The sequence below is a fragment of the Pseudomonas sp. R11F genome, assembly GCF_050312575.1.
Lineage (GTDB): Bacteria > Pseudomonadota > Gammaproteobacteria > Pseudomonadales > Pseudomonadaceae > Aquipseudomonas > Aquipseudomonas palleroniana.
The window spans coordinates 76,345-95,869 of sequence record NZ_JBNPJU010000070.1; the positions used below are offsets into that span (position 1 = coordinate 76,345).

A 19,525-nucleotide genomic window follows, 5' to 3' on the forward strand; every position below is an offset into this window, starting at 1 on the left:
CTCCTGAATAGGCTATTTGTGCAGGCCGGATCCCACAGGACTCAAGCAACGCTGATGCGCCAGATGCCGAACGGCATATGCGGTTCAAGCCGCGTCCACTGGGTCTTGCCATACCAGGTCCAGCGATGGCCGCTCATCAGGTCTTCGCCCTGGGTCTGGGCGTCGTCCGGCAGGCCCAGCTCCCACAACGGCAGTTCGAAGTGCGCTTCCTGGGCGTTGTAGGGGTCAAGGTTGACCGCCACCAGGATGAAGTTGTCGCCCTCCTCAGTGCGCTTGCCGAAGTACAGGATGTTGTCGTTCCAGGCGTTGTACAGTTTCAAACCCAAGTGCGTATGCAATGCCGGGTTCTGGCGACGGATGCGGTTGAGCTGGGCGATCTCGGCGATGATGTTGCCGGGCGCGGTGAAGTCCCGTGGGCGGATCTCGTACTTCTCGGAGTCCAGGTACTCTTCCTTGCCCGGCACCGGCGCGGCTTCACACAGCTCAAAGCCCGAATACATGCCCCAAAGCCCCGAGCCCATGGTGGCCAGCGCGGCGCGGATCAAAAAGCCGGGGCGGCCGGACTCATGCAGGAAGCCGGGGTTGATGTCCGGCGTGTTGACGAAGAAGTTCGGCCGATAGCACTCGCGCCATGGCGATTGACCCAACTGCGTGAAGTATTCGCTCAGCTCGGCCTTGGTATTACGCCATGTGAAATAGGTATAGCTCTGGGAATAACCGACCTTGCCCAGGCGCGCCATCATCGCCGGCGTGGTGAACGCTTCAGCCAGGAAGATCACCTCGGGGTACTGGGCGCGCACGTCGCTGATCAACCATTGCCAGAACGGCAGCGGCTTGGTGTGCGGGTTATCCACGCGAAAGGTCTTCACGCCCTCTTCCACCCAGCCCACCACAATGTCGCGCAGCTCGGTCCAGAGGCTAGGGATCGCATCGGCGGCATAGAAGTCGACGTTAACGATGTCCTGGTATTTTTTCGGTGGGTTCTCGGCATATTTGATCGTGCCGTCCGGGCGCCAGTTAAACCAGCCCGGGTGCTGCTTGAGCCACGGATGGTCCTGGGAGCACTGGATGGCGAAGTCCAGCGCAATCTCCAGGCCATGCTCGGCAGCCGCCTGGACCAGGCGGCGGAAGTCGTCGCGGCTGCCCAATTGCGGGTGAATCGCCTCGTGGCCGCCATCTTCGCTGCCAATCGCGTAGGGGCTGCCAGGGTCATCGGGGCCTGCCGTCAACGCGTTGTTCCGACCCTTGCGGTGGCTGCGACCAATCGGATGGATCGGCGGGAAGTACAGCACGTCAAAGCCCATGTCCTGGATCATCGCCAGGCGTGAGTGCACATCGTTGAACGTGCCGTGACGCGCCGGGTCGTCGGTGATCGAGCGGGGAAACAGCTCGTACCAGCTGGCGAATTGAGCCCGCTCGCGCTCCACGTCGATCGGGTAGATCTTACTGATGCTCAGGTAGGCGCGATGGTCGGCCTGGGTCATCAGGTGTGCACTGTCTTCGTGCAGGAACTGCGCGACCTGCTCGGTTTCCAGCAAGCCGGAGAGTTCGTGATGCAGCAGCATCAGGCGGTCGCGCAGCTCATTGTCACTGCGTTCGGCGGCCTGCAGCACCAGGCTGCGGCCCTCCTGCAACTCGAGGCTGACCGGCACCCCGGCCTCATGCTTCTTGCGCAGCTCATAGCAAAAGCTGGCGAAGGTATCGATCCAGGCTTCGATGCAAAATTCGTGGGGGCCTTGGGTCGTGACGGTGAACGCGCCTTCCCAGCCGTTGTTGCCGACATCCGTCATCACCACGCTGTGCCAACTCTGCTCATCCAGGGCGCGCCAGCGGATCAGCACCGCAAGCTGGTCATGGCCGTCGGCAAACACCTTGCTGGTGACGTTGACGCGCTGCCCGACCACGGCTTTCACGGCAAACTCGCCGCCGTCGATCACAGGTGTGGTGCTCTCAATCGCGATCCGGGGCAATAACAGCGCCTGGGACAGCGGTAATCGGGAATCTTCTGGAGCCTGTATTTCAGCAGTCATCGAGCCTCTCCCCCTAACGCCCTGTGGACGCGCTTGTGTGCTTGATCCAATGGCCAGACGCCCAGTGCTCAACCTGGATCGGGCCGTCATAGGTCCGAGCCTGGGCCAGTGTTAAAAGTTCAGGCGGATATGCCGCCATCGGGCGGGGAATCAATTCGCCCGGGTGGCTGTCCACCGATAGAGCAAAGCACAAAGGAGGCCACACCGATGACTATCCCGATCCCGGCGGAAACCCCGGACCCGAATATCGACAAACCGACGCTTCCACCGACAGAGCCGGAGCCGATCCCGGAGAAAGAACCACCGGAAACCCAGCCGCCGCCGGTGGAAGAACCGCCGACCACCATGCCGCCGGTAATCGTCAGTCTTTCTCCAACAGCTTGACGATCCGCGGCATGATGCTGAACACCGCCAGGGCCAACAGCGTACTGAGCACCGCCGTGGACTCACGCCCCATTCCCGCCGCCACGCCAATCGCGGCGGTCATCCACAGGCCTGCGGCGGTGGTCAGCCCTTTGACGTGCTGGCCCTCCTCATCTTCCTTGCCCTTGAGAATGGTGCCGGCCCCCAGAAAGCCAATCCCCGCAATGACCCCCTGCAGTACCCGGCTCATGGCGTCCGCCTGGCTGCCGGACATCTGCGGCACCAGCACGAACAAGGCCGCGCCCAAGGCCACCAGCATATGAGTGCGGACCCCGGCCGCCTTGCCTTTTTGTTCCCGTTCAAAGCCGAGGATGCCCCCCAGGATCGCGGCAATCACCAGCCGTACAGTGACTTGGGTGAGCTGCCTGGCATCGCCGATATCGGCGAACTCGGCCAACAGGGTGCGCCACACTTCGTGCAACCACGTGTCCATTAAGCTTGTCCTTTTTTTATGATGGTTACCGGATGGACAGCAGCGACCGCCAGTCAGTTGCCTTGAACCCCAGGCAAACCGCGAGTCCTAAAAGTCATCCGGGGTAATCAAAAGGAAATCAGCATGCCCGTCCGTATCGAACACCAGACCTGTTACTTCAAGATCGACGAAAGCGGCCAGGAGCAACGTCTCGACGCCACCGACGTGACCGTGAGCACAGACAGCGCAAAGTCCATGTCCTATGTGCAACTCGATGACCGGCGCCTCTACATCACCGAAGCTGAGGCGGATGCCTTGACCGTTGCAGGCGCCCAGGATGGTCGCAAGCATGTGAAGGCGACGGATGATGATTCGGTGATTTGACTGATCTGCATCCAGCTGCACTGAATCACCGCTGCACTGTGCATGGCACTGGGTGCAGCAGATTGTCGCAGACGTTGCATCACAGCCCATCTGATCCGCTTTTTATCGCCATAGCTGAGTCTGTTATGCAAACAGCGCCATGCGCATAGTTCATTGGCCTGATGGAGGCTGATGAGCGAACGACCATGAACGAAAGAATCCCTACCGTGGAAACCTTTGAGCCCATCCACCCAAAGAAGGTGAAGGCCAAATCCAGCGACAACCTGATCCATACCCGCAGCTTCACCGGCCTGTTCCGCACCTTGCGCATGGCCGGTGCGGGCTTTCTGTTCCTGGCGTTTTTCGGCACCGTGTGGCTGAACTGGGGCGGGCGCCAGGCGGTGCTGTGGGACTTGGCGGAGAGTAAATTCCACATTTTTGGTGCGACCTTCTGGCCCCAGGACTTCATCCTGCTGTCGGCGTTGCTGATCATCTGCGCCTTTGGGCTGTTTGCCATCACCGTATTCGCCGGTCGTGTGTGGTGCGGCTATACCTGCCCACAGAGTTCGTTCACCTGGCTGTTCATGTGGTGCGAGAAGGTCACCGAAGGCGAACGCAACCAGCGCATCAAGCTGCAGGCGGCGCCCTGGAGTCTCAACAAACTGGCGCGGCGCTCGGCCAAGCACACCTTATGGCTGGGCATCAGTGTGCTGACCGGGTTGACCTTTGTCGGCTATTTCACACCGATCCGCCCCCTGGCCGCCGAACTGCTGAGTCTGCAAATGGGCGGGGTCAGTCTGTTCTGGGTGTTGTTCTTTACCGGCGCGACCTACCTCAACGCGGGCTGGCTGCGCGAAGCGGTGTGCATGCACATGTGCCCCTATGCGCGGTTCCAGAGTGTGATGTTCGATAAGGACACCCTGACCATTTCCTACGATTCGGCCCGTGGTGAACACCGTGGCCCGCGCAAACGCGAGGTCAAACCCTCCGACGTCGGGCTGGGCGATTGCATCGACTGCCAGCTGTGCGTACAGGTCTGCCCCACCGGCATCGACATCCGCGACGGCTTGCAAATGGAATGCATCGGCTGCGCGGCGTGCATCGACGCCTGCGACTCGATCATGGACAAAATGGGCTATGCCCGTGGCCTGGTCAGCTACACCTCTGAACATCAACTGCAAGGCGGCAAAACCCACCTGCTCAGGCCGCGCCTGATCGGCTACAGTGCCGTGCTGCTGGTGATGATCGCCGCACTGGTGGTGGCCCTGGTGGGGCGGCCGATGGTGTCGCTGGATGTCACCAAGGACCGTGGCATGTTCCGCGAGAACAGCCAGGGCTTGATCGAGAACATCTACAGCCTCAAGGTCATCAACAAGACCCAGCAGCGCCAGGACTACCGCCTGGAACTGGAAGACGCCGCAGGCTTCCAGCTGCAAGGCAAGACCGAGATCAGCCTGGCACCGGGGGAAATCAGCGATATACCGGTGTCGGTGGTCCTGCTGGCGGACAAACCGACAACCAGCTCGCAGACCCTGCGCTTCAAGGTGACGGACATCGACGAGCCCTGGATCCATAGCGCCGCCGATAGCCGCTTTGTGGCGCCGATGAACCGATGAAAACCCAGTGTTCGGGCACACCGAGCCTGAGCGAGGTGCCGAGTGGTGGGGCAAAGCGTTTTTGGTTACTTTTGGCGCTCTTCCAAAAGTGACCCGCCGTAAGGGCGGAACCCTAAGCCGCCGTTACCGCAGCAATGGATATGTACACGACCCACATCCCGGTCGGCTGACAGACCGCCACGGGAGCAAGCTCCCTCGCCACAGGTTTCAACTTGGCACCGGGAGCAAGCCCCGTCCCACACCTTTAGCCGTGCTCATTCTAAAAAACCACCCAAGGCCCCCATGAAACGCTACGAAAAATTCGCCGACGACATCGCAGAACTGATCCGCACCGGCGTCCTCGGCCCCGGCCAGCGCGTCCCATCGGTGCGCTATGCCAGCCAGACCTACGGCGTCAGCCCATCCACCGTGTTCCAGGCCTACTACCTGTTGGAGCGCCGCGGGCTGATCCGCGCACGGCCGCGTTCGGGCTACTTCGTCAACACCCATGCCCCCCGCCCGTTTTCCGAACCGGTCGTGAGCGAACACGTGCACGAGTCCACCGAAGTGGATGTGAGCGAACTGGTATTTTCGGTACTCGACTCCATCAAGGACCCGAATACCGTGCCCTTCGGCTCGGCCTTCCCCAGCCCCATGCTGTTCCCATTGCCACGCCTGGCGCGCTCCCTGACCAGCGCCAGCCGTGCGATGGACCCGCGCCTGGTGGTCACCGACATGTCGCCGGGCAACCCGCAACTGCGTCGGCAAATTGCCCTGCGCTACATGGTCGGCGGCCTGATGCTGCCCATGGAGGAGTTGCTGATCACCAACGGTGCCCTCGAAGCCCTGAACCTCTGCCTGCAAGCCGTGACCGAACCGGGCGACCTGGTAGCCATCGAGGCGCCCGCGTTCTATGCCTGCCTGCAAGTGCTGGAACGCTTGAAACTCAAGGCCGTGGAAATCCCCGTGCACCCGCGCGACGGCATCGACCTCAATGCCTTGTCACAAACCCTGGAGCGCTACCCGATCAAAGCCTGCTGGACCATGACCAGCTTTCAGAACCCCATGGGCGCGACACTGCCGCAAGCCAAGAAACAGGCGTTGGTGGAACTGTTGCGCAGCCACCAGGTGCCGTTGATCGAAGACGATGTCTACGCCGAGTTGTACTACGGGCAACAGCCGCCCAAACCGGCGAAAGCCTTCGACACCGAAGGCTTGGTGATGCACTGCGGCTCGTTTGCCAAGAGCCTGGCGCCGGGCTACCGCGTCGGCTGGGTGGCAGCCGGGCGCTTTGCACAGAAGGTCGAGCGCTTGAAGCTGATGACCTCGCTGTGCCCCTCCATGCCGGCGCAGGCGGCGATTGCCGACTACCTGCAACACGGTGGCTATGACCGACACTTACGTAAATTGCGCTACGCCCTGGAAGAACAGCAGAGTGCCATGCTGGCCGCCATCGCCCGTTACTTCCCCGCACAGACGCGGGTCAGCCAACCGGCCGGCGGGTATTTCCTGTGGCTGGAACTGCCGGAGCAGACCGATTCGCTCAAGCTGTTCCAGATGGCCTTGGCCCAAGGCATCAGCATTGCGCCGGGGCCGATTTTTTCGGCAACCCAGCGGTTCAGAAATTGTATCCGCTTGAATTACGGCAGCCCCTGGACCGAGGCTTCAGAAAAGGCCATGGAGACGTTGGGGCGGATTGTGCGCTCGTTCTAACGCCCGCCGCCCAAGTCGAGGAACGTCCCCGTGGTATAGGAAGCCTTGTCCGACAGCAGCCAGATAATCGCCTCCGCCACCTCATCCGGGCGCCCGCCACGGGCCATCGGGATACCGGACTCCAGCTTGCTGACGCGGTCCGGGTCGCCACTGAGGGCATGGAAGTCGGTGAAAATGTAGCCGGGGCGCACCGCATTGACGCGAATGCCCTCGCCCGCCACTTCCTTTGACAGGCCAATGGTGAAGGTATCCAGAGCGCCCTTGGACGCCGCATAGTCGACATACTCACCCGGCGAACCCAGCCGCGCCGCCACCGACGACACGTTGACGATACTGCCGCCCTGCCCTCCGTGCCTTGGCGACATGCGCAGCAGCGCGTGCTTGGCACACAGGATCGGGCCCAGCACGTTGGTTTTCATGATTTTCAGGATGCGGAATTCGGACATCTCATCGACCCGCGACTTGTGCCCCACGGTACCGGCGTTGTTGACCAGCGCGGTGACACGGCCCAGCTCGGTATCCACGCGATGAAACAGCGCGATCACCTCATCTTCAATGCTGACATCCGCCCGCACGGCGATCGCCTGTGCCCCTAGCGCGCGGACCTGTTCCAGCACGCGCAGGGCCGCGGCTTCATCCGACTGATAGTTGATGCAGATGCGATAACCCTGCCGGGCAGCCAACAGTGCCGTCTCGGCGCCGATCCCTCGGCTACCTCCGGTGATAATGACGACTTTATCCATGGGTGCTGCCTCCTGATTCAACCAAACGTTTAGGGTTGAATCCAGAATACCTGTCACACCTCGTTCTTGTCAGGCGCTGCCGCGTCTTCGGCCCGCCGGATATCCGCCATGAACCTGTCGGCCGGTAACGGGTGGCCCAAAAAGTAGCCCTGCAGAGCGTTGCAGCCCAGGCGCGTCAGAAAGCTTTGCTGAACATCCGTTTCCACGCCTTCGGCAACGATTCGCAGCCCCAGGGCCTGGCCCAGCGCGACGATCGCCGAGACGATCGCCGCATCGTCGCTGTCGTGCTCCAGGTCACGCACGAACCCACGGTCGATCTTCAACTCGTTGGCCGGCAGGCGCTTGAGGTACATCAGGCTGGAATAGCCGGTGCCGAAGTCATCGATGGACAGGTCGACGCCCATGTCCGAGAGCTGCTGCAATACCGCCATACTGGCATCGGCGTCGCTCATCGCGGTGGTCTCGGTGATTTCCAGGGTCAGGCTGTTGGCCGGCAATTGGTGACGGGCCAGGGCGGCGGCCACACTCTTGACCAACCCGGCATGGCAGAACTGCAATGCCGACAGGTTCACCGCGATCCGCCAATCCTGATAGCCCTCGGCGCGCCAGAGGGCCATCTGCCGACAGGCTTCATTGAGCACCCAGTCACCGATGGGAATGATCAAGCCGGTCTTTTCCGCCAATTCGATAAAGGTGGCGGGCAACAACAAGCCCTGTTGCGGATGCTCCCAACGCAGCAAGGCTTCGGCACCCACCGCCCGACCACTGAGCGCATCGAATTTGGGCTGGTAATGCAGGCGCAACTGCTGCTGTTCGATTGCGTTGCGCAAGTCCTGCAACAACTGCAGTTGTTTGCGCGCATTGGTGTTCATCGAGACATCGAAGAAGCTGTAGCCATTCTTGCCCATGCCCTTGGCGTGATACATGGCGGCATCGGCGTTCATCAACAGGTCTTCGGGGCTATTGCCATTGCCCGGGAACAACGCGATACCGACGCTGGCGGAAATCTGCAGGTCATGCTCGGCCACCCTGAACGTCCGGTTGATCAGGTCGACCTGGCGCGCGGCCAGGCTCATGGCGTCGTCCGGTTGCATCAGTTGCACCAGCAGCACGAACTCATCGCCACCGATACGGGCCAGGGTGTCCTGGCTGCGCAGGTCTTCGCGCAAGCGTACACCCACTTCGCGCAGCAACTGGTCCCCCATGTGGTGGCCGAAGGCATCGTTGACCGGTTTGAAACCGTCCAGGTCGATAAACATCAACGCGAAGCAGCCACCTTGCTCGTTCACCGTCTGCATCGCTTGCTGGATGCGGTCGGAAAGCAACATGCGGTTGGGCAACCCGGTGAGCATGTCGTGCAAGGCCAGGTGGGTCAGTTCCTGGTTGGCCTGCGTCAGGGAGTCGGCCAGCACGGCGGTACGTGCCTCCAGGCGAGCATCTAGCAAGGAGGTCAACAAGGCGATGATCAGTACCGAGAGGCTGGTGACCAGCACCAGATTATCCAGGCCTTTGCCACTCAACCCCGACAATGCGGCGCCGCAATAACTGTCTTCGGGAAACTGGGCGGCCGCCATTCCGGTGTAGTGCATGCCGACGATGGCCACCCCCATGACCACCGCCGCGCCTGCGCGGGCCAAGCGGACATAGGGCGTATTGCGCCGCAGGTTGAAGGCGATCCACAACGCAGCGCCCGAGGCCACCACGGCGATCAGCAAAGACGCGCCAAACAGGCTGGGGTCGTAGTCGATACCCGGGGTCATGCGCATGGCCGCCATCCCGGTGTAGTGCATGCTGCTGATGCCCGCGCCCATCACCAACGCACCGAACCCCAGTTGCCAAACAGGCAGGCGTTGCTGGCTGACCAGCCACAGGGCAAAGCCGCTGGACAAGACCGCAATCAGCAACGATAGCGCGGTGATCTCGACGTCGAATCCCAATGCAAACGGCAGGCGCAAAGCCAGCATGCCGATAAAATGCATGGACCACACCCCCACGCCCATCGCCAATGCGCCGCCGGTCATCCATAAATACACCGCACGGCCCTGGGTGGTCGCGATGCGGCCGGCCATGTCCAGTGCGGTATAGGACGCCAGGATCGCCACGAACAGGGAGATCACCACCAAAGAGGGAGAATAACTACCGATGAGCATGGGTTTTCTCAGAACCGACGGGGCTGAAAAAAACCCGTACCAGATGGAAAAGGCGGCGATTGTAGCGAGAAAAATTATCGGCGGCTCGCTTAATCGTCAAAATGCCACTAGTGGCATTTGCCCCTGTAGGAGCGAGCTTGCTCGCGAAGAATTCACAGGCACCGCGTTCATTCAGGCAACCCGCGTTATCGTTGAGGTTTTTCGCGAGCAAGCTCGCTTCTACATTCCAGTCGCTCCAAAAAGCCGGCCGCCGGGGCCCCGTTACCGCAACAACGGTTCGGCCCCTATCAGTCCTTGCCCTCTGCCGACGTATGCCCATCCCATCCCCCGCCCAACGCCGCTATCAACTGCACACTCGCCACCAACCGAGTCTGCAGCAAGGTCAACACGGTGCGTTCATTACTCAAGGCTGTCGCCTGCACCGTGACCACATCCAGATAACCAATCAGCCCTGCCTTGTACTGGTTCTCGGTCAAGCGCAGCGATTCGCGGGCCGATTGCAGCGCTTCGTTGCTGACCACCGCCTCGTCTTCCAGCACCTTCAACTGCACCATGTAGTTTTCGACTTCACGGAAACCATCGAGCACCGTCTGGCGGTACTTGGCCACAGTCTCATCATAAGAAGCCACGGTACGGTCGACTTCCGCCGAGCGCTGGCCGCCATCGAACAGGGTCATGGCCAGTTTCGGCCCCACCGACCAGAAGCGGTTAGGCAGGCTGATCCAGTCAGCATAGGTGCTGCTGGAATAACCGCCCGCCAGACTCAGCGTCAAATCCGGGTAGTAAGCGGCTTTGGCCACACCGATATTGGCGTTGGCGGCGATTACCGAACGTTCAGCGGAGGCAATGTCCGGGCGACGCTCAAGCAACTGTGAAGGCACGCTGACCGGCACCTGCGGCAGCGTCGGAATGCTCTTGCTCACAGCCAGGTTGAAGTTGGCCGGAGCTTCGCCGATCAATACGGCGATGGCATTTTCCAGCTGCGCGCGCTGCCAGATCAGATCGATCAGGCTGGCCTGGGTGGTCTTGAGCTGGGTTTGCGCCTGGGCGATGGCCGCCTTGTCCGACACACCGGCGCGGTATTGGTTTTCGGTCATTTTCAGCGAGCGCTGGTAAGTCTCCAGCGTGGCTTGCAACAGACGGGTCTGTTCATCCATGACGCGCAGTTGCAGGTAGTCCTGCACCAGCTCTGACTGCTGGCTCAAACGCATCGCCGCCAGGTCCGCCGAGCTGGCCTCGGCGGTGGCTTCGTTGGCCTCCAGGCCACGGCGCAGCTTGCCCCACACATCCGCCTCCCAGCTCACCCCCAGTTGGGCGTTGAGGGTGTCGCGGATGCCGCTGCTGGAGCTGCTGAGGCTGGCGCTGCTGCTGCCGGTGCCCTGGCTGGCGCGGGTTTTCCCGACGCTCAAGTCAACCGTGGGGAAAAACGCACCGCGGGCGCTGCGCACCTGGGCCTGGGCCTGGCGAAAACGCGCTTCGGCCTGGGCCACGGTCTGGTTGGAATTATTCAGGCGTTCCACCAGCTCATTCAGTTGGCGATCACCGTACAACTCCCACCAGGCCCCACGGGCCAGGGCGTCGCTGGGGGTCGCCTGGCGCCAGCCCTGGGCTTGCTTGAATTGCGCGGGCTCGGCAACGTCCGGGCGCTTGTAGTCCGGGCCGATGGCACAGGCGCTGAGCAAAGCGCCGCAGAGCACCAGGCCGGCCAGGCGGGAACCACGGGGCATGCTCATGGCCAATTGGGCAAAGGTTGAATCGGTCATAGCGCAGTGTCCAAGGCAGCATCGGTACGCACGCCGCGCCAGGCGTTGAAACGGTGGCGCGCGCGGTCGAGATAGAGGTAGACCACCGGAGTGGTGTAAAGGGTCAGGATCTGGCTGAACACCAGCCCGCCGATGATCGTCAGGCCCAGAGGCTGGCGCATTTCCGCGCCATCGCCGGCGCCGAGCAGCAACGGCAAGGCACCGAGGATGGCGGCCAGCGTGGTCATCAGGATCGGCCGTAGGCGCAACAGGCAGGCGCTGCGAATAGATTCCAGCGGGCTCATGCCGTCATGACGTTCCAGTTGCAGGGCCAGGTCGATCATCAGGATCGCGTTTTTCTTCACCACCCCGATCAACAGGAACAGCCCCAGCAAGGAGATCAGGCTGAATTCGCCGCCCAGCAAATAGATGGAGAGCAATGCGCCCACCCCCGCCGACGGCAAGGTCGACAGGATCGTCAGGGGGTGAATGTAGCTTTCATACAGAATGCCCAACACCAGGTACACCGCTACCAACGCGCCGAGGATCATGAACGGCTGGCCCTTCTGGGTCGCCGCAAACGCATCGGCCGTGCCGGCCATCTTGGCGATCACATCTTCCGGCAAACCGACCTTGGCCACCGCTCGTTCGATGGCGGCAGTGCCCTGCTCCACCGTCACGCCAGGCGCCAGGTCGAAGGCGATGTTTTCCGAAGCGAACTGGCCCTCGTGCCGCACGGTATCGGCGGCCAGGCTGTTTTCGTAATGAGCGATGGTGGACAACGGCACCCGCGCGCCCGTGGAGGTGATCACCTGCATCTGATTGAGGGTGATCGGGTCCTGGGCATATTTCGGGTTGACCTCCATCACCACCTGATACTGGTTGAGGCTGTCGTAGATGGTGGAAATCTGCCGCTGGCTGTAAGCATTATTCAGCACCGCCGTGACCATGCTCATGTCGATACCCAGGCGCTTGGCCTGGTCGCGGTCGACGATCAACGTCACCTGTGCGGCGCCACGGCCTTCACGGGCGTCGATGGCCGTCAGTTCCGGCAGTGAGTGGAACGCCGCCACCACTTTCGGGAACCACTCGCGCAACGCGGCCAGATCCCCGCTTTGCAGGATGTAGGAATACTGCGCACTGCTCTGGTCACGGCTGCCGCCAAATTGCAGGTCCTGGTCGGCCATCAGGAACAGGCGCCCGCCCGGCACCAACGGTACATCCTTGCGCAAACGCTCGATGACTGCCTGGGCCGAAATCTTGCGTTCGGCAATGGGCTTGAGGCGCACCAGCATCACCGCGTTATTGGTACCGTTGTTGCCGCCGATAAACCCGGCCACGCTGAGCACGGCCGGGTCCTTGAGGATCGCCTTGCGGAAGGTTTCCATCTTCGGCTGCATCACGCCGAACGACAGCCCGTCGTCACCGCGCACAAACCCGATCAACTGGCCGGTGTCCTGCTGCGGCATGAAGGTCTTGGGCACGACCACGTACAGCGCAATGTTGACCCCGACGGTGATCAACAGGCTCAGCAGTGTGAGGCGCCGATGACGCAACACCCAGTCCAGGCTGGTGGCATACGCCGCGACCATGCGGTCGTTGACCCGCTGGCTCCAGCGCTGCAAACCGGTCATGTGCCCTTTGACATGGGGCTTGAGCCAACGGGCGCAGAGCATCGGGGTCAAGGTCAGCGACACAACCAGCGAGACGATGATCGCCGAGGACAAGGTGATGGAAAACTCACGGAACAGGCTGGTGACGATACCGCCCATAAACAGGATGGACAGGAACACCGCCACCAGCGATACGTTCATCGACAATAACGTAAAGCCGACTTCCTGGGCGCCCAGGTAGGCCGCCTTCATCGGCGGCACGCCGTCGTCGATATGCCGGGAGATGTTCTCCAGCACCACAATGGCATCGTCCACCACCAGCCCGGTGGCCAGGATCAGCGCCATCAGCGAGAAATTGTTCAGCGAAAAGCCGAACAGGTACATCACCGCAAAGGTCCCCACCAACGACACCGGCACCGCCAGGGTCGGGATCAGCGAGGCGCGGAAGTTACCCAGGAACAGGTACACCACCAGCACCACCAGGGCCACCGCAATCAGCAAGGTCATCTCGGCTTCATGCAGGGTGGCGGTGATCACCGGCGAGCGGTCCATGGCCAGGTTGAGCTTGACGCTGGACGGCAGCACCGCTTGCAAGGCCGGCAACTGGGCCTTGATCTGGCGCACCGTCTCGATGATGTTCGCGCCGGACTGGCGGTTGATCACCAACAGCACCGCCGCATCATTGTTGAAGAAGCCGCTGTTGTAGCGGTCTTCCACGCCATCGCTGATCTTGGCCACATCGCCCAGGCGCAGGGCAGCGCCGTTCTGGTAGCGGATCAGCAGCGGCTCGTAGTCCTTGGCCTTTTCCAACTGGTCGTTGGCCTGGATCTGCCAGTTGCGTTCGCTGTCTTCCAGGGAGCCCTTGGGCCGGCGCTGGTTGGCATTGGCGATGGTGTTGCGCACGTCATCCAGGGCCACGCCATACTGGTCGAGGGCCTTGGGCTCAAGCTCGATACGCACCGCAGGCAGGGAGCTGCCACCGATCTGCACTTCGCCCACACCCGGCACCTGGGACAGGCTCTGGGACAGGATGGTCGAAGCCAGGTCGTACAGCTCGCCCTTTTGCAGCACATCGGAGGTCAGCGACAGCACCATGATGGGTGCCTGCGACGGGTTGATCTTCTTGTAGGTCGGCATGCTGCGCATGCCGCTGGGCAGCAGGTTGCGCGAGGCGTTGATCGCCGCCTGGACTTCCCGTGCGGCGCCGTTGATATCACGCCCGGAGTCGAACGCGAGGATCACCCGCGTAGAGCCCTGGCTCGACGAACTGCTCATGGTGGTAATGCCGGCAATCGCGCCGAACGAACGCTCCAGCGGCGTCGCCACGGTCGATGCCATCACCTCGGGGCTGGCACCGGGCAAGCTGGCCGACACCACGATCACCGGGAAGTCGATCTGCGGCAGCGGCGACACCGGTAACAGGTTGAAACTCACGCCGCCCAGCAACAGGATCGCCAGGCTCAGCAGCATGGTAGCGACCGGCCTGAGGATGAAAGGTCCGGACAGGTTCATGACTCAACCGGCTCCAGGCTTTGCGGCTCTTTGCGCCAGCGACGGCCAAGGCGGTCGAAGTACAGGTAGATCACCGGCGTGGTGAACAGGGTCAGGACCTGGCTCACCAGCAAACCACCGACCATCACCAGCCCGAGCGGCTGGCGCAACTCCGCACCGGAGCCGGTGGCCAGCATCAGCGGCACCGCGCCGAACAACGCGGCCAGGGTGGTCATCAGGATCGGCCGGAAACGCAAGAGCGCCGCCTGATAGATCGCCGTCTGTGGGTCCAGGCCCTGGTTGCGTTCGGCGTCGAGGGCGAAGTCGATCATCATGATCGCGTTCTTTTTCACGATACCGATCAGCAGAATGATGCCGATGATCGCGATCATGCCCAGGTCATTGCCGCTGAGCAGCAACGCCAGCAAGGCCCCCACGGCGGCCGACGGCAAGGTCGACAGGATGGTGATCGGGTGGATGTAGCTCTCGTACAGCACGCCCAGCACGATATACATAGTGACCACCGCCGCCAGGATCAGCAGCAAGGTGCTCGACAGCGACGCTTCGAAAGCCTGGGCCGCCCCCTGGAACTGGGTCTGCACGCCGATCGGCATGCCGATGTCCTTCTGGGTCTGGTTGATCAGCTCCACGCCTTTGCCCAACGCGACGCCAGGGGCCAGGTTGAACGACATCATCACCGCCGGGAACTGGCCGATGTGGGCTATCGCCAGTTGGGCCTGGCGCTGTTCCACATGGGCCAGGCTCGACAGCCGCACCTGGCCGCCGTCGGTGGTTTTCACGTGGATCTGGTTCAGCGCCGCCGGGCCCAGGGTTTCACCGGATTGGGCCTGCAGGACCACGCGGTATTGGCTGGCCTGGGTGTAGATGGTGGAAATCTGCCGCTGGCCGAACGCATCGTACAGCGCATCGGTGATGGTCGACACGCTGACGCCCAGGCGCGAGGCCGCATCGCGGTCGATCACCAGGAACACCTGCAAGCCCTTATCCTGCAGGTCACTGGCGACGTCGGTAAGCTCCGGCAGCTGGCTGAGAGCGTGCACCAGTTTGTCACTCCACAGCGCCAGCAGCTCGGCGTCCGGTGAGGACATGCTGAACTGGTATTGCGTGCGGCTGACGCGGTCTTCGATAGTCAGATCCTGCACCGGCTGCATGAACAGGCGGATCCCCACCAGCTTGTCGATTTGCGGTTGCAGGCGGGTAATCACCTGGGCCGCGCTCAAGTTGCGCTGCCCATGGGGCTTGAGGTTGATCAGCAAGCGGCCGCTGTTGAGGGTGGCGTTGTCGCCATCCACGCCAATGTAGGACGACAGGCTTTGCACCGCCGGGTCAGCCAGGATGATCTTGGCCAATTCCTGCTGGCGCTGGCTCATGGCCGCAAAGGAAATCGACTGCGGCGCCTCGGAAATCCCCTGGATCACGCCGGTGTCCTGCACCGGGAAGAAACCCTTGGGCACCACCAGGTACAGGAATACCGTCAAGCCCAGGGTGGCGACGGCCACCAGCAAGGTCAGCGGTTGATGCTTGAGCACCCACTGCAATTTGCGCCCATAGGCTTCGATCAGCCAGTCGATCCAGGCGCCGCTGGCCTTGTAGAAGCGGCCCTGCTCGGCTTCCTTGGGTTCGCGCTTGAGCAGACGTGCGCACATCATCGGCGTGAGGGTCAGGGACACCACCAGGGAAATCAGGATCGCCACCGCCAGGGTAATGGCGAATTCACGGAACAGCCGCCCGACCACATCGGCCATGAACAGCAGCGGAATCAGTACCGCGATCAGCGACAGGGTCAGGGAGACCAGGGTGAAGCCGATCTGCTTGGCCCCCTTGAGTGCCGCCGCCAGTGGCGTCTCGCCCTCCTCGATGTAACGCGAAATGTTCTCGAGCATCACGATCGCATCATCCACCACGAAACCGGTGGCGATGGTCAGGGCCATCAGCGTCAGGTTATTGATGGAGAAGCCCGCCAGGTACATCACGCCAAAGGTGCCGACCAGCGACAGCGGCACGGCGATCGACGGAATGATCGTGGCGCTGAAACGACGCAAGAACAGGAAGGTCACCATTACCACCAAGGCAATGGCGATGAGCAGTTCATGTTGCACGTCGGTGACGGAGGCACGGATGGTCTGGGTGCGGTCGGTCAATACCGTCACATCGAGACCGGCCGGCAGGTTGTCGGTGATGCTCGGCAACAGCGCCTTGATGCGGTCCACCACTTCGATCACGTTGGCGCCCGGCTGGCGCTGGATATTCAACAGCACGGCCTGGTTTTCGTTGGCCCAGGCGGCCAGACGCTCGTTTTCGGCGCCGTCGACGATCTGTGCCACGTCTTTCAGGCGCAGCGGCGCGCCATTGTTGTAGGCCAGGATCAGTTCGGCATATTGCTGCGGTGAGACCAACTGGTCGTTGGCGTCGAGCATCGACACACGGGTCGGCCCGTCGAAGTTACCCTTGGGCTGGTTGACGTTGGACGCGGCGATCAGGGTGCGCACGTCCGACAGGTTCAACCCGTTGGCCGCCAGCGCTTCAGGGTTGACCTTGATGCGCACGGCCTGGCGCTGGCCACCGGCGATGCTGACCATGCCGACGCCGCTGATCTGGGCAATTTTCTGCGCCATGCGCGTATCGACCAGGTCATTGAGCTTGGGCAGCAACATGGTCTTGGAGGTGATGGCCAGGGTCAGTACCGGAGTGTCCGCCGGGTTGACCTTGTTGTACACCGGCGGTGCCGGCAGATCCTTGGGCAGCAGGTTGGTGGCGGCGTTGATCGCGGCCTGTACCTGTTGCTCGGCGACATCCATATTGATGTCGAGGTTGAAACGCAGGGTCAGCACCGACGCGCCGCCGGAGCTGGTGGATGCCATCTGGGTCAGGCCGGGCATCTGGCCGAACTGGCGCTCCAGGGGCGCGGTGACGGCGCTGGTCATCACGTCCGGGCTGGCGCCGGGGTACAGGGTCATCACCCGAATGGTCGGGTAGTCCACCTGGGGCAATGCCGATACCGGCAGCAAGCGATAAGCGATGATGCCGGCCAGGACAATGGCCAGCATGCTCAGGGTGGTGGCGACCGGGCGAAGGATAAACAGCCGCGACAGGTTCATGAACCGACCTTTTGCGCCTTGCCGGCGTCAGCACCGGTCTTCTCTTTTGCCGCGGGTTTGCCTTGCAGGTGCTCGGTCGGGGTCGTAGGCACTTCGCTGCTGTCGTTGACCACTTCGATTTCGCTGCCATCCTTCAAGCGGTCGGTGCCTTCCAACACCACACGGTCACCGGCGACCAGACCTTCCTTGACCACCGTGTTGTCGCCATCGGAATCGCCGACTACCAACGGCTGCATCTTGACCTTCTTGTCGCCGTCGAGCTTGTAGACAAAGGTGCCGTTATTGCCGAACTGGATCGCGGCGGACGGAGCCAGCACCACGTTGTGCAGGGTGTCGGCCAGCAGGTGCACATTGACGAACTGGTTGGGGAACAGCGCCTGATCCTTGTTATCGAAGCGCGCCTTGAATTTCAGGGTGCCGGTGGTGACGTCGATCTGGTTGTCGAGGCTCTGCAACACACCGACGGCCTGTTTCTTTACGTCGCCACGGTCCCAGGCTTCCACGGGCAGCTGGTTGCCGGCGTGATAGCGGGCGAGCACGGTGTCGAGGGTGTTTTCCGGCAGGGTGAAGACCACGCTGATCGGCTGGGTTTGAGTGATCACTGCAAGGAAGGTGGTGTCATTGGCTGACACCAGGTTGCCCACGTCGACCTGACGCAAGCCCACTCGCCCAGTGATGGGGGCGCGGATCTTGGTGAATTCGAGGTTGAGTTTGGCGTCGTCTACCGCGCCCTGGTTGGTCTTGACCGTGCCCTGGTATTGCAGCACCAGCGCTTCGGCAGTGTCCAGGGTTTGCTTGGCAATACTGTCCTGGGCATACAAGTCGCGATAACGCTGCACATCGACCTGGGCGTTTTTCAACTGGGCCTGGTTCTGCAACAGCGTGCCCTGGGCCTGAAGCAAGGCGTTCTGGTAACTGCGCGGGTCGATTTCCGCCAGCAGGTCGCCTGCCTTGACCATCTGCCCTTCTTCAAAGGCGATCTTCACCAACTCACCGCCCACCCGGCTGCGTACATTGATGGTATTGAGCGCGGTGACCGTGCCCAATGCCTTGTAGTACACCGGGAACTCCCCCTGCACCGCCGGCGCCACGCGCACCGGAATCGGGCCGGTGGAGCCGCCAAAGCCCGGCCGCATCATCCCCGACTTGCCGGCGCGGCCTTCCGACTTCGGTGCGGCGGCGTCCTTGTGGCTGCTGCCAGGCCAGAACTTCCAGCACAGGCCGGCGATGACCAGCAGCACAAACAGGCCGAACAACCAGCGGCGGGACTTACGGGGGGAGGATTGCATGGATTGATCAACCATTGGGCGCGAGAGCTTCTTCTTTGGGAGGCTGAAAGATAAGCACTGGGGCGCATTAAGAAAAGCGCCTTTACCGGCTATTTACCTTGGACTTACAAGTTTTAACTTCTGAGCTTAGTCGGCCCGCTATTTCGCTAAGCATCTGAGACGCAAATAAAAACGGCCTGGACTAGGCCAGGCCGCAAGCATGCATCACGCGTGTTACTGCAAAACGACAGTCACGCGCAGAAACAGTTACTTCAAAACAGCCAGGGCTGCTTCGTAGTTCGGTTCCTGGCCGATTTCGGAAACCAGCTCGCTGTGCAGCACATTGTTGTTTTCGTCCAGTACCACCACGGCACGCGCGGTCAGGCTGCGCAGCGGGCCATCAACGATGTTCACGCCGTAGTCTTCGGAGAACGCAGCGCTGCGGAAGTCCGACAGGTTCTTCACGTTTTCCAGGCCTTCGGAACCGCAAAAGCGCGCTTGGGCGAATGGCAGGTCCGAGGAGATGCACAGCACGACAGCGTTGCTCAGGTCATTGGCCTGGGCGTTGAACTTGCGCACCGAAGTCGCGCAGGTCGGCGTGTCGACGCTTGGGAAGATATTCAGCACTTTACGCTTGCCGGCGAAGGTCGCCAGGGTGGCGTCCGACAGGTCAGCGGCAGTCAGGGTGAAGTCTGGGGCCTGGGAGCCGACTTGCGGCAGTTCGCCTTCAACTTGCACAGGGTTACCACGAAGGGTGACTTGAGCCATGAACAGAATCCTTATGCTGGTTTATTGAAACGAATTCGAGAGGCGGAAGTTAACCACAAAGTCCCGTCGCTACCTACCGCCGTACACAAATTGTC

At 61.8% G+C, this 19,525-nt stretch carries 13 protein-coding genes; 4 read left to right on the forward strand and 9 right to left on the reverse strand.

The genetic code is table 11. The features are described from left to right. Positions 1-41: 41 nt before the first annotated feature. Positions 42-2,030: an alpha-1,4-glucan--maltose-1-phosphate maltosyltransferase gene (locus ACQRBV_RS23245; protein WP_060757038.1), complete on the reverse strand. Its 1,989-nt coding sequence runs from the start codon at positions 2,028-2,030 to the stop codon at positions 42-44. 207 nt (positions 2,031-2,237) lie between these two features. Here ACQRBV_RS23245 and ACQRBV_RS23250 point away from each other — a divergent pair, with 207 nt between their 5' ends. After that, positions 2,238-2,414 carry a hypothetical protein gene (locus tag ACQRBV_RS23250; protein ID WP_411983918.1) on the forward strand — a complete coding sequence of 59 codons (177 nt, stop codon included), beginning with the start codon at positions 2,238-2,240 and terminating at the stop codon, positions 2,412-2,414. On the opposite strand, the gene ACQRBV_RS23255 is transcribed toward ACQRBV_RS23250, so the two are convergent. Then, on the reverse strand, positions 2,392-2,886 hold the full coding sequence (locus tag ACQRBV_RS23255) for an MgtC/SapB family protein (protein WP_090371370.1): 495 nt from the start codon (positions 2,884-2,886) through the stop codon (positions 2,392-2,394). The genes ACQRBV_RS23250 and ACQRBV_RS23255 overlap by 23 nt on opposite strands. A gap of 123 nt (positions 2,887-3,009) precedes the next feature. Between ACQRBV_RS23255 and ACQRBV_RS23260 the strand changes: the two genes are divergently transcribed. The 3 genes from ACQRBV_RS23260 to mapR all read left to right on the forward strand — a co-directional run bounded on the left by ACQRBV_RS23260 (position 3,010) and on the right by mapR (position 6,536). Beyond that, positions 3,010-3,249 (forward strand): DUF3203 family protein, encoded by a 240-nt coding sequence (locus ACQRBV_RS23260; protein WP_090371374.1) that lies wholly within the window; start codon positions 3,010-3,012, stop codon positions 3,247-3,249. A 185-nt stretch (positions 3,250-3,434) separates the two neighbouring features. Continuing rightward, a complete protein-coding gene (ccoG, locus tag ACQRBV_RS23265; protein ID WP_411983917.1) occupies positions 3,435-4,844 on the forward strand; it encodes a cytochrome c oxidase accessory protein CcoG in 1,410 nt (469 codons plus the stop codon). Between the two features lie 282 nt (positions 4,845-5,126). Next, the gene (gene mapR / locus ACQRBV_RS23270; protein ID WP_161550227.1) at positions 5,127-6,536 is read left to right on the forward strand and encodes a GntR family transcriptional regulator MpaR; all 1,410 of its coding nucleotides are present in this window, start codon (positions 5,127-5,129) and stop codon (positions 6,534-6,536) included. Here mapR and ACQRBV_RS23275 read toward each other — a convergent pair. From ACQRBV_RS23275 to tpx, 7 genes are all read right to left on the reverse strand, one after another. After that, positions 6,533-7,279, reverse strand: coding sequence for an SDR family oxidoreductase (locus tag ACQRBV_RS23275; RefSeq protein ID WP_060757043.1), 747 nt, complete (start codon positions 7,277-7,279; stop codon positions 6,533-6,535). The genes mapR and ACQRBV_RS23275 overlap by 4 nt on opposite strands. Before the next feature lie 53 nt (positions 7,280-7,332). Next, positions 7,333-9,429: a putative bifunctional diguanylate cyclase/phosphodiesterase gene (locus ACQRBV_RS23280; RefSeq protein ID WP_244383684.1), complete on the reverse strand. Its 2,097-nt coding sequence runs from the start codon at positions 9,427-9,429 to the stop codon at positions 7,333-7,335. 287 nt (positions 9,430-9,716) lie between these two features. Beyond that, a complete protein-coding gene (locus ACQRBV_RS23285; protein WP_060757045.1) occupies positions 9,717-11,192 on the reverse strand; it encodes an efflux transporter outer membrane subunit in 1,476 nt (491 codons plus the stop codon). Continuing rightward, a complete protein-coding gene (locus ACQRBV_RS23290) occupies positions 11,189-14,296 on the reverse strand; it encodes an efflux RND transporter permease subunit (protein ID WP_244383685.1) in 3,108 nt (1,035 codons plus the stop codon). The genes ACQRBV_RS23285 and ACQRBV_RS23290 overlap by 4 nt, the downstream gene beginning before the upstream one ends. Next, positions 14,293-17,394 carry an MdtB/MuxB family multidrug efflux RND transporter permease subunit gene (locus tag ACQRBV_RS23295; RefSeq protein WP_060757047.1) on the reverse strand — a complete coding sequence of 1,034 codons (3,102 nt, stop codon included), beginning with the start codon at positions 17,392-17,394 and terminating at the stop codon, positions 14,293-14,295. The genes ACQRBV_RS23290 and ACQRBV_RS23295 overlap by 4 nt, the downstream gene beginning before the upstream one ends. Further along, positions 17,391-18,698, reverse strand: a complete 1,308-nt coding sequence (locus ACQRBV_RS23300; RefSeq protein WP_411983916.1) for an MdtA/MuxA family multidrug efflux RND transporter periplasmic adaptor subunit — start codon at positions 18,696-18,698, stop codon at positions 17,391-17,393. Before ACQRBV_RS23300 ends, ACQRBV_RS23295 begins: the two co-directional genes overlap by 4 nt. Positions 18,699-18,929: 231 nt before the next feature. Further along, a complete protein-coding gene (gene tpx, locus ACQRBV_RS23305) occupies positions 18,930-19,430 on the reverse strand; it encodes a thiol peroxidase (protein WP_090371392.1) in 501 nt (166 codons plus the stop codon). Between the last annotated feature and the right edge of the window lie 95 nt (positions 19,431-19,525).

Bases quoted from the DNA above. Each gene is read 5' to 3' on its own strand.
- ACQRBV_RS23250 (WP_411983918.1), top strand. From the start codon at position 2,238: ATGACTATCCCGATCCCGGCGGAAACCCCGGACCCGAATATCGACAAA.
- ACQRBV_RS23285 (WP_060757045.1), bottom strand. From the start codon at position 11,192: ATGACCGATTCAACCTTTGCCCAATTGGCCATGAGCATGCCCCGTGGT.
- ccoG (WP_411983917.1), top strand. From the start codon at position 3,435: ATGAACGAAAGAATCCCTACCGTGGAAACCTTTGAGCCCATCCACCCA.
- ACQRBV_RS23290 (WP_244383685.1), bottom strand. From the start codon at position 14,296: ATGAACCTGTCCGGACCTTTCATCCTCAGGCCGGTCGCTACCATGCTG.
- mapR (WP_161550227.1), top strand. From the start codon at position 5,127: ATGAAACGCTACGAAAAATTCGCCGACGACATCGCAGAACTGATCCGC.
- ACQRBV_RS23300 (WP_411983916.1), bottom strand. From the start codon at position 18,698: ATGGTTGATCAATCCATGCAATCCTCCCCCCGTAAGTCCCGCCGCTGG.
- ACQRBV_RS23260 (WP_090371374.1), top strand. From the start codon at position 3,010: ATGCCCGTCCGTATCGAACACCAGACCTGTTACTTCAAGATCGACGAA.
- tpx (WP_090371392.1), bottom strand. From the start codon at position 19,430: ATGGCTCAAGTCACCCTTCGTGGTAACCCTGTGCAAGTTGAAGGCGAA.
- ACQRBV_RS23245 (WP_060757038.1), bottom strand. From the start codon at position 2,030: ATGACTGCTGAAATACAGGCTCCAGAAGATTCCCGATTACCGCTGTCC.
- ACQRBV_RS23295 (WP_060757047.1), bottom strand. From the start codon at position 17,394: ATGAACCTGTCGCGGCTGTTTATCCTTCGCCCGGTCGCCACCACCCTG.
- ACQRBV_RS23255 (WP_090371370.1), bottom strand. From the start codon at position 2,886: ATGGACACGTGGTTGCACGAAGTGTGGCGCACCCTGTTGGCCGAGTTC.
- ACQRBV_RS23280 (WP_244383684.1), bottom strand. From the start codon at position 9,429: ATGCTCATCGGTAGTTATTCTCCCTCTTTGGTGGTGATCTCCCTGTTC.
- ACQRBV_RS23275 (WP_060757043.1), bottom strand. From the start codon at position 7,279: ATGGATAAAGTCGTCATTATCACCGGAGGTAGCCGAGGGATCGGCGCC.